At 26.3% G+C, this 14,743-nt stretch carries 9 protein-coding genes; 7 read left to right on the top strand and 2 right to left on the bottom strand.

Annotated features, from left to right (window positions below; all coding sequences use genetic code 11):
* Positions 1–75 precede the first annotated feature (75 nt).
* From BN899_RS12575 to addA, 7 genes are all read left to right on the top strand, one after another.
* Entirely contained in the window at positions 76–348 is a 273-nt protein-coding gene (locus BN899_RS12575; RefSeq protein ID WP_042275892.1) for a hypothetical protein, read from the top strand.
* Positions 349–820: 472 nt separating this feature from the next.
* On the top strand, positions 821–1,936 hold the full coding sequence (locus BN899_RS19840; RefSeq protein WP_242824174.1) for a hypothetical protein: 1,116 nt from the start codon (positions 821–823) through the stop codon (positions 1,934–1,936).
* 157 nt (positions 1,937–2,093) lie between these two features.
* Positions 2,094–2,717, top strand: coding sequence for a hypothetical protein (locus BN899_RS19835; RefSeq protein ID WP_242824173.1), 624 nt, complete (start codon positions 2,094–2,096; stop codon positions 2,715–2,717).
* Entirely contained in the window at positions 2,710–4,947 is a 2,238-nt protein-coding gene (locus BN899_RS12565) for an ATP-dependent helicase (protein WP_042275890.1), read from the top strand. Before BN899_RS19835 ends, BN899_RS12565 begins: the two co-directional genes overlap by 8 nt.
* A gap of 16 nt (positions 4,948–4,963) precedes the next feature.
* Positions 4,964–5,743 carry a PD-(D/E)XK nuclease family protein gene (locus BN899_RS12560; RefSeq protein ID WP_042275887.1) on the top strand — a complete coding sequence of 260 codons (780 nt, stop codon included), beginning with the start codon at positions 4,964–4,966 and terminating at the stop codon, positions 5,741–5,743.
* Positions 5,733–9,173 (top strand): helicase-exonuclease AddAB subunit AddB, encoded by a 3,441-nt coding sequence (addB, locus tag BN899_RS12555; protein WP_042275884.1) that lies wholly within the window; start codon positions 5,733–5,735, stop codon positions 9,171–9,173. The genes BN899_RS12560 and addB overlap by 11 nt, the downstream gene beginning before the upstream one ends.
* Positions 9,173–12,931, top strand: coding sequence for a helicase-exonuclease AddAB subunit AddA (gene addA, locus BN899_RS12550; protein ID WP_042275881.1), 3,759 nt, complete (start codon positions 9,173–9,175; stop codon positions 12,929–12,931). The genes addB and addA overlap by 1 nt, the downstream gene beginning before the upstream one ends.
* Before the next feature lie 46 nt (positions 12,932–12,977).
* Here the strand turns inward: addA and BN899_RS20595 are convergent, their stop codons facing one another.
* Positions 12,978–13,664, bottom strand: a complete 687-nt coding sequence (locus BN899_RS20595) for a carbon starvation CstA family protein (RefSeq protein ID WP_330362549.1) — start codon at positions 13,662–13,664, stop codon at positions 12,978–12,980.
* Positions 13,564–14,601 carry a carbon starvation CstA family protein gene (locus BN899_RS20590; RefSeq protein ID WP_330362548.1) on the bottom strand — a complete coding sequence of 346 codons (1,038 nt, stop codon included), beginning with the start codon at positions 14,599–14,601 and terminating at the stop codon, positions 13,564–13,566. Before BN899_RS20590 ends, BN899_RS20595 begins: the two co-directional genes overlap by 101 nt.
* Positions 14,602–14,743: the final 142 nt, after the last annotated feature.

Here is a 14,743-nt window from a genome sequence, read left to right as displayed (position 1 = left end):
CTTTTTTTATGTTCTAATACTCACACTTTAAATTCACTTTAAATATAATAAAATAAAGGAGTTTGAGGTGAGTATATGCAAAAGGTATTTCAAGCAGGTGAAGCGTTATTCTTTGACATATTAATTATATGCCTAGTGTCTTTTATTTACTTTAATTTTCTTCCTATGACAAATTTAACACTTACAATAGGTATGGTATTTGCAGTACTTTACATTGGAGTTAATTTCTACGTAGGATATAAATATAATCTTAATTTTTTAGAATCATTAATTGTAGGATTAATAGGGTGTTCAATGGGTTTATTTTTACTATTTTTTTGCACTATATACTCAGTATATATTAAATAGTCCAAATACTGCTTTATGGATAGTAATGCCATACTTTAGTCCGACTATGTCCGTAATTAAGATGTTTATAAAAGAAATAAGTATATCTTATGTAATTTATTTAATGCTTATAAATATAGCAATGGTTGCTATTGGTTCTTTTAGTAAATTTATCATGAATAAACTGATACACTAATTTTAATTTGAGTAATTGTAGATATAAATTTTAAAATATAGTTATGGAAAAACTAATAATAAGTAACTTAGAAGTTAATAATGAAAATATAGCTTTAATAAAGATAAAATAAAAAGCAGCCAACAGGCTGCATTTTTTTATACTAATATACTATAAATTATATGTTTTGTAGATAATTTATAGTATCAACTTTTAAATATTATATATTAGATATAGTATGATTGACAGTATGACAGTAACAAATTCTTATATGATATAATTAAAATGCTACTAAATAAGTAAAAAGAAGGTGTTTATATGAAACATATATTTACAGAGGAAAATATAAATAAAAAAATAGAAAAATTTATAGATATATACACTAAATTAATCAATCAAAATAATAATAAATCTAAAAATATAATGATACTAGTTTCTAATAATAGAGCAAGAACTGCATATCTAAGAAAATTAAATTTAAATTTTAGCGAAGAATTAAAAATAATTACATATTTAAGTTTTATAAAAAAAGAAATTATTAAATTTTGGCCATTAATATTAGAAAAATGTGACAAAGTAGAAAAAAATACAATATCACCAATATTTATATCAAGCAGTTTATCTGATTATATAATAAATGCGGAGGTAGAAAATAAAAGAAACTCAGAAGGTTACTTTGATGATATAACGGGTACAAGTAGAAACATATCAAAGAGTATAAATACTAATATTAACCAAGCCGCGAAAGGGTTAATAGATTTTAGGACTATAGGAGAAAAAATATATTTATCTAAAAAGAATAGAGAAAGTTTAAATAGATTTTCCTATAGCCAGATGAATGAAATAATAGAAAATTATATAAATACATTGTTAGTAAATGGTATGGTAGATAATTCTCTTTGTATATATCTATATAATAACTATTTACTTAAGGATAAGAGGTATATTAGATTTCTAAAAAAAGAGATAAATTATCTAATAGTAGATAGTTTTGAAAGTTGTAGCAATGCTGAAATTGAATTCATAGATTTATTAAAAGAAGATGTAAAAGATTTATATATAAACTTTAATTCAACTAGAGATTATTCAGTATTTAACAATATAGATATGGATTGTATAAATAATTTAATAAGAGAAAACTTCGAAGTAAGCAATGATATATTTAAAAATATTAGTATAAATGATATATTACATGCTTCTACAGATATATATTTAGATGAGTCAAGTCAATTATATAATGAAATGATTAGTGAAGTTTGTAATAAGGTAATAGACCTTTTAAATAGTGGTACGAGCCCTAAGGATATAGCTATAATATCTCCAGTAAACAATACAGTATTAGACTATCAAATTAAAAATATATTAGAAAATAATAGTGTAGAAGTATTTAATAGTAAAAAAGATAAAAAAAATTATAGATTACCCATATGCTAATGCGCTAGTAGTAGCAACTTGTATTTTCTATAATTATATAGAGTTAATAAGAGAAGAAGAATTTATAAGCTTTATAGAAATAATTTTAGGTGTAAATAGGATACAAGCATTTAAGATATTTAAAAATAAATATGAACATGATAGTTATTTAGATATTTTGAAATATATAAATAGTAAAAAAGAGAGTAAATTAAAAATAAGTGAATTTTTAATTCAGTTTTATATAGATAAGATGTTAAATTTAAATGATGGAAAAAAGAACGTACAGATATGTAAAAATATAATAAATGAAAGTGAAATTTTTACTGAAAATATAAGTTTATTAAATTTAGACCAAAATAAAGATAAAGAAAAAATATTTATAGAGGCACTTAAAAGCACAATAAATGATTATTATAGTGGATCTGATATAGATAGATTAAATGACTCAAATAAAATTTTAATAACAACTCCATACTTTTATATATCATCTAATATACAAAGGCCAATACAGATCTGGGTTGACATAGGAAGTAATTCATGGAATATGAAAATAGAAAAGGATATAAGTAATGTAGTAGTTCTTAGAAAATCTTTTAATGAAAATAAGATTTATACTGATGATATGGAAGATGGATATAAGAAATATTATTTATATAATATGATTTATAATCTTTTAAAAAATGCAGAACGAGTATATGCGTATAAAAGTGAGTATACGGTGAATGGATATATTCAGGAAAGTATATTATATAGCTTATTATTAAAGATATTAGATAAAGGGGAAGTAAGCGATGAATAATATAAATTATAGGATAGACCAATTACCCATAATAGGATATGAAAGTGGAACTATGGCAGTTCCAGCAGTGCCAGGAGCGGGTAAAACATTCATAGTAACAAATTTAGTTGCTAAGCTTTTAAAAGAAAATAGACATGATGGTTCAAAGATATTAATACTAACTTATATGAATAGTGCAGTAAGTAACTTTAAAGGAAGAATTAAAAAAATACTTCAAGAGAATGACATAAAAGAAGAAAACTCTTATGAGGTTATGACTATACATAGTTTAGCAGTAAAAATAATAAAAGAAAAACCAGAAGTAGTAATGCTAAGTGAAGAATTTAGTATTGCTGATGATTTACAGAAAAATATAATACTTAGTGAATGTATAAGTAACTTTAGATTAAACGGAGGAGAAAGAGCATTTCAGTGGTTTTTAAAAGACCAAAAGGATGGAGAGTGGAGAGATAGAATGGTTGATGCCTGGGAGCATGGATTCTATGAACTTGTAGGAAATGCCATAGGTGAATTAAAATATAAAGAAATATCACCAAAAAATTTGGAAGATATAATAGACTCGAGCTATAAAGGTATACTTAAAATTATACTTCCAATATATAGGGAGTACGATAATAAACTAAAGCAATATGGATTGTTAGATTATGATGATATATTAATTTTAGCATATAGAGCACTTAAGTTAGATGAAAGCCTAAGATTAAAACTTCAAAATAGGTATAAATATATATTTGAAGATGAATGTCAGGACTCTAATGAAATACAAGGAAATATAATAAAACTTATATCTAAAGAAAGTAATAACTTGGTGAGAGTAGGAGATATAAACCAAAGTATAACAGGTACATTTTCATCATCAGATCCCAAATACTTTAAAGAATTTATAGAAGAAAGTGATAATTGCTACAGAATGGACATGTCTAACAGAAGTTCTAAGGATATATTAGATTTAGCAAATAGGCTTGTTAAATACGTAAACCATGAATTTAGACAAGTTGAATGTAGAAATGCTTTAGAGGATATGGAAATAAAAACAGTTCCAATAGGTATGGGCTATAAAGAAAATCCAAAACCTGATATTTATAGTATAAATACAAAAAAATATTTAACATGGAGTGACGAAGTAGAAAAAACAGTAGCATACGTAAAAGGTATAAAGAAAAAATACCCAGATAAAAATATAGGAATATTGGTTCCTTATAATGAACAAATCACTCAAGTTGCAAGAAAGCTTACTGAACATAATATGGAATTTGAAGAGCTAGGACCAAATTCTATGAACAAAAGAAAGATGATTAATAATATAGCTTATATTATTGATTTTATATTAAATTGTGATGATATAGAAAAGCTTATAAATGTTTTAGATAAAGTATTTATACGTACAGATAACGAACTAGGTAAAAATGACTTTTTAGAAATTCTTAGAAAGCATAACACAGAAGATATAATATATAATATCGAAAAAAATGAATCATTAATAATAGATGATGATAGTGATTTATATAAAAGCTTTTTATATGGAGTGAATGTATTAAAAGATATAATTGAATATCCAACATCTAGATTAGATTTATTAATTTTATATATAGGAGAAAAATTAAAATTAGAAAAAGAAGATAGTGCTATAGTTGCTTATATAGCCTTTTATATAAAATATTTAGCTTTGGAAAATATAAATATAAGTTTAAGTAATGTGTATGAAATACTATTTGATACTAAAAATAAAGTATTTAATCATATTATAGATGTAGTATATGAAATGAATGGATATGAACCAGAACCAGGAAGTATAACGGTTTGTAATTATCATAAATCTAAAGGATTAGAATGGGACTGTGTATTTTTATTAGGTTTAGTTGAATATAACTTCCCAGATAATATCACTCAAAAGTTTCAATGCGATAAATGGTATTTAAAAGATAAATATAAAAACCCAATTGCAGTAATCAAATCAGAAATAGATGCAATATTTACAGGGGAGAACCCTACAGACTACATAAATAAAACTAAAATAGAATTAATAAATGAGAAGATAAGATTATTGTATGTAGGGATAACTAGAGCAAAAGAAATGCTAATATTATCATGCAGTTCTTATAAGGATGAAAGCGAAGTAGGAAAGAAAAACAAAGAACAAAAGCCATCACTTTATATAAATGAGCTTGAAAAATATATTATTTACAAAAAAGCAGACTCTATAAAAGATAATAAAAATATAAATGCATAAAAGGAAGTGATATTAATTGAACGAAAAGTTAAAGCATTTTTGTTATAGCCAAAACTCAATAAATACATATAAGTCATGTCCTTTGAAATTTAAATATAAGTATATAGAAAATATAAACTGGAAGCATGATGATATTGAAAGTAGAGAGTACTATGAAGGTCTAAAGATAGGTAGAGAGTTTCATTTACTTTGCGAAAGATATTTTAGCAATATACCTTTAGGTATAAATGATAGTGATAAAAGTGATTTTATTTTATGGATAAATAAAATAAAGAAATTGATACCTATGGATGAAGAAAATATATATTTACCAGAGTATGAGGTTAGATATAATTTATTTGGAAATGAGTTACAAGCAAAATATGATTTAGTCGTAATAAAGAAAAATGAAATCGAAATATGGGACTGGAAAACAGAAAATAGAAAGATTAATTATAAAAACGTAGAAAATAGAATGCAAACAATAGTTTATATGTTTTTAGCTAAAGATATAATACCAAAACTATTTGATATTAATATTGATACTTCAAATATAATAATGAAATATTATCAACCATTATTTGATGATGGACCAATTACTATTTCATATAGTGACCAAAAACATAATTCTAATAAAAATAAATTAAATGAGTACATAAATAGGATAAAGCACACTAAGTATGAAAATGAACAAAAGGATTATAGATATGAGTTAATTCATAATAAAGAGCATTGCAAGTTTTGTGAGTTTAATAAATTATGCAATGGAGACGATATAGATTATAACATTTTAGAGGAGGAAATTTATGAGTGTTAGATTTGTGTTCGGTAGAGGCGGTAGTGGAAAATCTACATATATGCTTGAAGATATAAAAAGAAGAGTTCAAGATAATGAAACATCTCCTGTTATATTGTTAGTTCCAGAACAATATACTTTTGAAATGGAAAAAAGAATGAGTAAACTTTTCTTAGGAGAGGAAAAAGATAAATTTTTAAGGTCAAGAGTTTTAAGTTTTAAGACCATGAGTAATATAGTTTTATCTCATGTTGGAGGATTGACAGAAGTTAATATAAATTCAAGTGGTAGAGCGATGATGACTTACAGAGCAATAGAAAGTGTAAGTGATGAGCTTAATATATTTTCAAAATCATCTTCTCAATCTGGATTTGTAAGTTCAATATCTGATATTATATCAGAATTAAAGCAATACAATATAAGCTATGAAATGTTAGAAAATATAAGTGGAGATATTGATAATGAAACTTTAAAATTAAAGCTTAAGGATGTAAGTAAAATATATAAAGAATATGAAGAAAAATTAAATGAAAACTACGTAGACTCTCAAGATATGCTTAACTCATTAGCGGACAAGTTAAACTTATGTGACTATTTTAAAGATGCATATATTTATATAGATGAATTTACAGGATTTACACCTAATCAGTATAGAGTTCTTAAAAGTATATTTTCTAAAGCGAAAGAAGTAACTATATCTTTAACGGTAGATAATCCACAAGCTATATCTTACAATAAATCAGATGCATTTTCGAGAACAAAATTTACATACCAAAAGCTTATTAAATTATGTAATGAAGATGGTACTCAAGTGCTTCCATATGTTAATTTAAATAATTCGGTTATACAAAGATTTAAAGATAGTAAGGAATTACAACATTTAGAAAAGTACTATCATTCTTATCCATATAAGACATATGATAATGAAACTAAAGATATAAAAATAAAAGAGTTTAATAACCTATATTCTGAAGTAGAAGAAATAGCTAAAGAAATAGTAAAGCTAGTAAGAGATAAAGACGTTAGATATAAGGATATTACTATAGCTACGAGAGATTTAAATAAGTATGATTTCTTAGTACACTCAATTTTTAACGAATATAAAATACCAAATTTTATAGATAAAAAAAGAGAAGCTAAAAGTAATCCAATAATAGTACTTATAATATCTGCATTAGAAATGAAAAATAGAAGATACAGTTATGAGACTATGTTTAGATATTTAAAAAGTGGCCTTATAGGTATAAGTAATGAAGATATTAGCTTACTTGAAAACTATGTACTAGCAAATGGTATAAAGGGTAAAAAGTGGTTTGAAGAAGAGTGGAATTATAGAATAAACCATAACATAGTAGCTGAGGAAAAAGAAAATGAAATAGATTTAAGGCTTAGAGTTAATGAAATAAAGAATAGAGTATTATCCCCAATAATAAACTTACAGGAAAAATTAAAGGGAAGAAATAGTGTAAGTGAAATCTGTAAGTTTGTATACGAATTTTTATTAGAAATTGAAATGCCTACTACAATAGAAAGCTTAATAATGAATTTTAAAAATAAAGGTGAACTAGATGTAGCAAATCAATATTCACAAGTATGGAATATAGTAGTAGATATTTTTGATCAAATGGTAGAAATAATGGGGGATGAAAAAATATCTTTAGATAAATTTATAAAACTTATAAGCTTAGGGTTTGATGAGTATGAACTAGGATTAGTACCTCCAAGTATAGATCAAGTATTAGTAAGTAGTGTTGATAGAATGAAAAATCCTAATACAAAGTATTTATATTTAATAGGGACAACAGATGGTACATTCCCACTTATAGCAAAAGATAATGGTCTATTAAGTGATAGTGATAGAGAGAATTTAGGTCAAAAGGGTGTAGAGGTAGATATTGATAGTAAAACGAAAACTTTTGAGGAACAATATTTAGTTTATAAGGCTTTGACATCTACAAGTGAAAATCTTATAGTAACTTACCCTATTTCAGACCATGAAGGAAAAACACTAAGACCATCGGTTATAATATCTAGACTTAAAAAAATATTCCCAAATATTGATAATAAAAGTTATTTAGTAGAACAAGAAGCTAAAACTGATGAAGAAATACTAGATAAAATAACTGTAAAAGCTCCAACATTTAATGAACTTATAAATGAAATAAAAGAATTTGATGATGGAAAAGAAATTAACAATATATGGCTAGATGTATATAGATATTATTTAAATGATAAAGAGTATTCTAATATTACCAAAAAAGTAATAAGTGGATTAAGTTATACAAATCAAGTTCAAAAAATAGAAGAAGAAAAAATAAGATCTTTATATGATAAAAACTTAAGTGTTTCTAGATTAGAAATGTATGCACAATGTCCATTTGCCTACTTTATTCAATATGGATTAAAGGCAAAGGAAAGAAAAGAGTATTCATTTACGGCGCCAGATTTAGGAACATTTATTCATAATATATTAGATAGATTTTCAAAACAACTAAGTATTGATAATTTAGATTGGAGAGAAATAGATAGAAATTATATAACTAATAGAGTATCTCAAATAGTAGATGATATAGTTGGTAAAATTCCAGGATATATATTAGAAAGTTCTGAGAGATATAAATATCTTGCATATAGACTTAAAAATATGCTTATATCAGCAATAAGTATAATCAGCGAACAAATAAAGCAAGGATCTTTTGAACCAACGGACTATGAAGTTGATTTCTCTGTAAAAGGAAAATATCCTCCGATAAAAATAATATTAAATGACGGAGAAGAAATAAATCTAAGAGGTCAAATTGATAGGATAGATGAGTTTGAAAATGAAGAAGGAAGATATATAAGAATAGTAGACTATAAATCTGGTAAAAAAGATTTAAGTTTAACTGATATATATCATGGTCTTCAGCTACAATTATTAGTTTACTTAGATGCAATACTAGAAAGTGGCAAAGATTTAAATCCAGCAGCTATTTTATACTCTAGAATTGACGACCCAATAGTTAAATTTGATGAAAATAAAGATGATGAAGAAATAAGAGAAAATATATTAAAAAGTTTAAAGATGCAAGGTCTTTTAATAAAGGACTCAAACATTATAAAAGAAATGGACAAGTCTTTAGCAAATGGAGAAAGAGCTACATCTTTAATAATACCAGCAAACTTAAACAAAGATGGAACTTTAGGAAGGCATACAAAAGGAGTAAGTAGTGAAGAATTTGAAGTAATAAGAAAGTATGTAAAAGATCTTATAAAAGACTTATGTGAAGATATGTTAGACGGAAATATAAGCATATCCCCATATAAAAATAAAGATAAAAATTCATGTAATTTCTGTAACTACTCAGCGATATGTCAATTTGACACAACATTAAAGGATAATAAATATAAAATTATAAACAAAAAGAGTGACGATGAAATAATAAAGACAATGAGAGAAGAGGTGAAATAATGAGTTCTCCTAAATGGACAAAGGAACAGCAAGCAGTTATAGATAGTAGGGACTGTAATTTACTTGTAGCAGCTGCTGCAGGTTCGGGGAAAACTGCAGTACTAGTTGAGCGTATAATACAAATGATAACAGATAGAGATAACCCAATTGATATAGATAAACTATTAGTAGTTACATTTACTAATGCAGCAGCTTCAGAAATGAGAGAAAGAGTAGGAGATGCTATTGGAAAGGCTTTAGATAAAAATCCAGAAAATAAACATTTACAAAGTCAGCTTGTACTTTTAAATAAAGCGAGTATAACAACAATACATTCATTTTGTTTAGAAGTTATAAAGTCGAACTTCCATAAGATAAACCTAGATCCTAACTTTAGAATAGGAGACACTACAGAATGTACATTACTAAAACAAGAAGCTATAGAAGATGTTTTTGAAAATCTTTATGTAGAGCAAGATAAAGGATTTTTAAATTTAGTTGAAAGTTATGCAGAGAGAAGAGGAGATAGTAATTTAGCTGATATTATACTTAGAATATATAATTTCGCAATGGCATCTCCTAATCCAAGGCAGTGGTTAGAATTTTCGGCAGAGCAGTTTAATATAGATGAAAACTTTGAGTTTTCAAATTCAATTTGGGCTAAGGCTATTCTTGATACAGTTAAAATAGAAGTAAGTGGAATGGAAATTAGTATGGCAAAAGCTTTAGAAGAACTTGATGGTATAGAGGAGCTTGAGACATATTTAGATAAATTCAAAAGTGATTACAATGGGATAAAAAGAATACTAGAAGGATGTAATAAAACTTGGGATGATGCATTTAAAGCTATGTCATCTATGAAGTTTGAAAATTACACAAAAGGAGTAAAAAGAATCCCTAAAGATGCACCAACATATATAACTGATATAAAGAAAAAAGCAGATGATATAAGGAAAAAAGCTAAAAAATCAATAGAATCAATGATAGCATCTACATTCTGTAAAGAAAATGAAGATATAAATGATGAGCTTAGATATTTATATAATGTAGCAAAATCTATATCAGAAACTGTAATTAAGTTTGAAGAAGCTTATGATAATAAAAAAAGAGAAAAGGGAATAATTGACTTTAATGATATAGAGCATTTTGCTTTAAAGATACTTACTCAAAAAGATGATAGTGGAAATGATATACCGTCAGATATAGCTTTAGGATACAGAGATAAATTTTATGAAATATTTATAGATGAATATCAAGATAGTAACTTAGTACAAGAAGTTCTTCTTAGTACTATTGCAAAAATAAAAACACCTAATAGATTTATGGTTGGAGACGTTAAGCAAAGTATATATAGATTTAGACAAGCAAAGCCTGAAATATTTTTAAAAAAATATGCAGATTATGATACTGAAAGAGGTTCTTTATATAGAAAAATAATGCTATATAAAAACTTTAGAAGTAGAGAAGAAGTTGTGGACTGTGCAAACTATATATTTGAAAATACAATGAGTTTGCATATTGGAGAAATAGATTATACAGAAGAAGAAAGACTTAATTTAGGAGCTATATTTAAGGAAAATGATAAGGAAGAAGTCATGGTTGGAGGGCCTTCTGAAATACATATAATGCAAAGTAAATTAAAGTCTGAAGATTCAAGTGAAGAAAAAGAAAATGAAAGTAATGAAGACGAGGAAGAAATAGATAATATACAACTTGAAGCTAGAATGGTTGGTAAAATTATAAAAGATTTAATGAATCCAAAAGAAGACGGAAAGATTCAAATGGTTTATGATAAAAAGTTAGACGACTATAGACCAGTACAGTTTAAAGATATAGTAATACTACTTAGAGCAACTTCAGCTTGGGCTCCTGTATTTGCAGATGAGCTTATGAATATGGATATACCAACTTATGCAGATACAGGAATAGGATACTTTGATACAATAGAAATAAAAACTATTATATCTCTACTTCAAGTTATAGATAATCCAATGCAAGATATACCTCTTTTAGCAGTGCTTAAATCACCAATTTGCGGATTTACCCCAGAAGATTTAATAGATATAAGAGTAGAAGATGGACAAAAAAGTTTTTATGAAGCATTAGAAATGTTTAGTCAAAGTGAAGATGAAAAAGCTAGTAAATGTATAGAGTTTATAGATAAATTAAAAGATTATAAAGAAAAATCATTATATATGAGTACAGATGAATTCCTTTGGTACTTATACACTAAAACAGGATATTATGCATATGTAGGAGCACTACCTGGAGGATCTCAAAGACAAGCCAATTTAAAGATACTATTTGAAAGAGCTAAGCAATTTGAAGAAACTAGCTTTAAGGGTATATTTAACTTTATAAACTTTATAAGTAAATTAAGAAAATCAAATACAGATATGGGAAGTGCAAAAACTTTAGGAGAAAATGCCAACGTAGTTAGAATCATGAGTATACATAAAAGTAAAGGATTAGAATTCCCTGTTGTAATATGTTCTGGTATGGGTAAAAATTTTAATACTCAAGACTTTAAAAAAGATATTTTATATCATCATAATCTAGGATATGGACCTCAAGTTGTAGATTATGAAAGAAGAATATCTTACCCAAGTATAGCTAAAGAAGCATTAAAAAGTAAAATAAATGTAGAAAACCTATCTGAAGAAATGAGAGTTTTATACGTTGCTTTTACAAGACCAAAAGAAAAACTTATAATAACTGGATCTGTAAGAGATATAGAGAAAAACTTAAAATCATGGTCTAATGGTATAGATGGAAATGAGCCAATATCGCAATATAAAATATTAAAAGGTAAGGGATTTTTAGATTGGATAATGCCAGCAGTTTTAAAACATAAAGACTTAGAAAATTTAAGAGAAATAGCTGATATTGATATAGATAATTTAGATAATCATAGTTCAAAGTGGAGTGCAAAACTTTGGTATAAAGATGATGTATCAATAGAGGCAAAAGAAGATGAAGAACAAGATGGAATAAAAGAAATTATAGAAAACTTAGACATTAATGAACCTGATAGTGAGTACTACGATAATATAAAAGAAAAATTAGACTATATTTATCCATATGAAGCTTCTGTAACTAAGCCTGCTAGTATATCAGTAACAGAAATTAAAAAGATACAAAATAATTATGAAGAAGAATATACAAAGGATATATTTAATAATCAAGTTAGCTTAAAGAAACCATTATTTATGCAAGAATCTGAAGTTAATAATAAAATAACTGGAGCTGAAAAAGGTACTATAGTCCATTTAATAATGGAAGTTTTAGACTTTAATAAAATAAATAGTATCAGTGAAATAGAAGAACAAATTAAAAGTTTTATATATAAAGGTATAATAACTAAGAATCAATCATCAGTTATAAATCCATATAAGATATATAAATTCTTTAAATCAGATTTAGGTCAAAGAGTACTTAAATCTCAATTTATTAAAAAAGAACAAGCAATTTATGCTCAAATCAAAATGAAAGATGTATACATATATGAAGAGCTAGGAAAATATGATGAAACTACAAAGTATGATAGTGAAAGTCTTATGCTAAGAGGTATAATAGATATGTACTTTGAAGAAGACGAAAAGATTGTCATAGTTGATTATAAAACAGATTTTGTAAATGAAGAAAATAAAGAAGAAGTAGTAAATAGATATAAAAAGCAATTAGATTTATATGCTCAAGTAGTTGAAGATTTAACAGGAAAAGAAGTAAAAGAAAAGTATGTATACTTATTTGGAATAGATGAAGGTATTTCAATATAAACAAAAGGAGCTAGATTTTGTCTAGCTCCTTTTTTATTTTTAATGATTAGTTAGTTTCTTTAGTTTTATTACGTTTGAAAAATGCTAATGCTTCTTTTATTAATACAAGTGATAAAACTAAAAGCGCTATAGCTATCATAACTAAAGGATAATTTACACCAATGTTTGATTTAATATTAAAGCAAAGAGAAACTATAGTAACAATAAACATAAATATTATAGGAATAATAAATTCCTTACAACCTCTATTTGTATTAGCAAGCCATATAGCTATTGCCATTAAAGATATTGCAGCTAGTAATTGATTTGCAGAACCAAATATTGGCCAAATTTTTTCATAGCCTAAAATAGCTAAAAGTCCAGAACAAACAACTGTTATAGTTGTTGAAACGTACATATTTGTAAGAGGATTTTTCTTACTTTCATCTTTATTTTCAGAAATATCATTATCAAAGAACTCTTGGAATATAAATCTTCCAAGTCTAGTAGCAGTATCCAATGAAGTAAGAGCAAAAGCAGAGATTGCAAGGGCTGTAAAAGTCTTACCTATACTAAATGGAATACCAAAAGAAAGCATGAAGTTTGCTATACCTTCTGAAAAAACATTTACAGGACCACCATTTGCTAATAAATCACCAAATTGAGAATTTGATATATAAGCAACAGTTATAAGAGCTACTATAGCTAATAATCCTTCTATAAGCATTGCACCATAACCAATTTTTTTTAGCATCAGATTCTTTATACAATTGTTTTGATGATGTACCAGAACCAACTAAAGAGTGAAAGCCTGATATTGCACCACAAGCAACAGTAACAAATAATACAGGGAATAAATACTGACCATTAACATTAAAACCTATAAATCCATCCATTTTTATTTCAGGTCTTAGTATAACTATACCTAAAAGAGCACCTGCTATCATTGCATATAATAAATATGAATTTAAATAATCTCTAGGTTGAAGAAGTATCCATACTGGAGTAACAGATGCAACAAATATATATACCATAAGTAGAAGAATCCAAACTTGTTTAGATAAAACTAGTGGAAATAAAAATCCTAAGTAAATACAAGCAAATAATAATATAACTCCAACTATAGTAGACAATAAAAGAGGTGTTTTAAATCTATATACTGCTATGCCAAAGAATATTGCTAGAATCATAAAAAATACAGAAGCACTTGCAGCTTGAGGTGTTGAAACAAAGTTATCAGCAACTATATTTGCAAAAGCAGCAACTACTAAAACTAAAGTCAGCCAAGCAAATAAAGCAAATAATTTTTTACCTTTCTTACCCATGTTAACTTCTATTATTTCGCCAATAGATTTACCATCATGTCTTATAGAGGCAAATAACGAACCGAAGTCCTGAATTCCACCAAAGAATATACTACCTATTATTACCCATAGAGTAACAGGAATCCAACCAAAAATGGCTGCCTGTATAGGTCCTACAATAGGTCCAGCACCAGCTATTGATGCAAAGTGATGACCAAGTAAAACTGGAGATTTAGCAGGAACATAATCAACTCCATCATATTTTGTATGAGCAGGAGTTTTACGAGAATCGTCAACACCCCACTTTTTAGCAAGGTATCCGCCATAACATATATAAGCTACTAAAAGTATAATTGCGCTTCCTATTAAAAGAGTAAATGAATTCATTTTAAAACCTCCTTATAAAAATTTATAACATCTTTAGACTCTGAGTTATAGAGAAGTTCTTTTTTTGCATTATCAAATAATATAAGTCTAGTTGAAGCATATCCTCTAAGACCAAACTTATAGCTTTTTCTTCTTTTGTATT

Source organism: Faecalimicrobium dakarense (assembly GCF_000499525.1).
Lineage (GTDB): Bacteria > Bacillota > Clostridia > Peptostreptococcales > Peptostreptococcaceae > Faecalimicrobium > Faecalimicrobium dakarense.
Note: the sequence above shows the minus strand (reverse complement) of the source record. Positions and strands in the feature narration are given on the sequence as shown.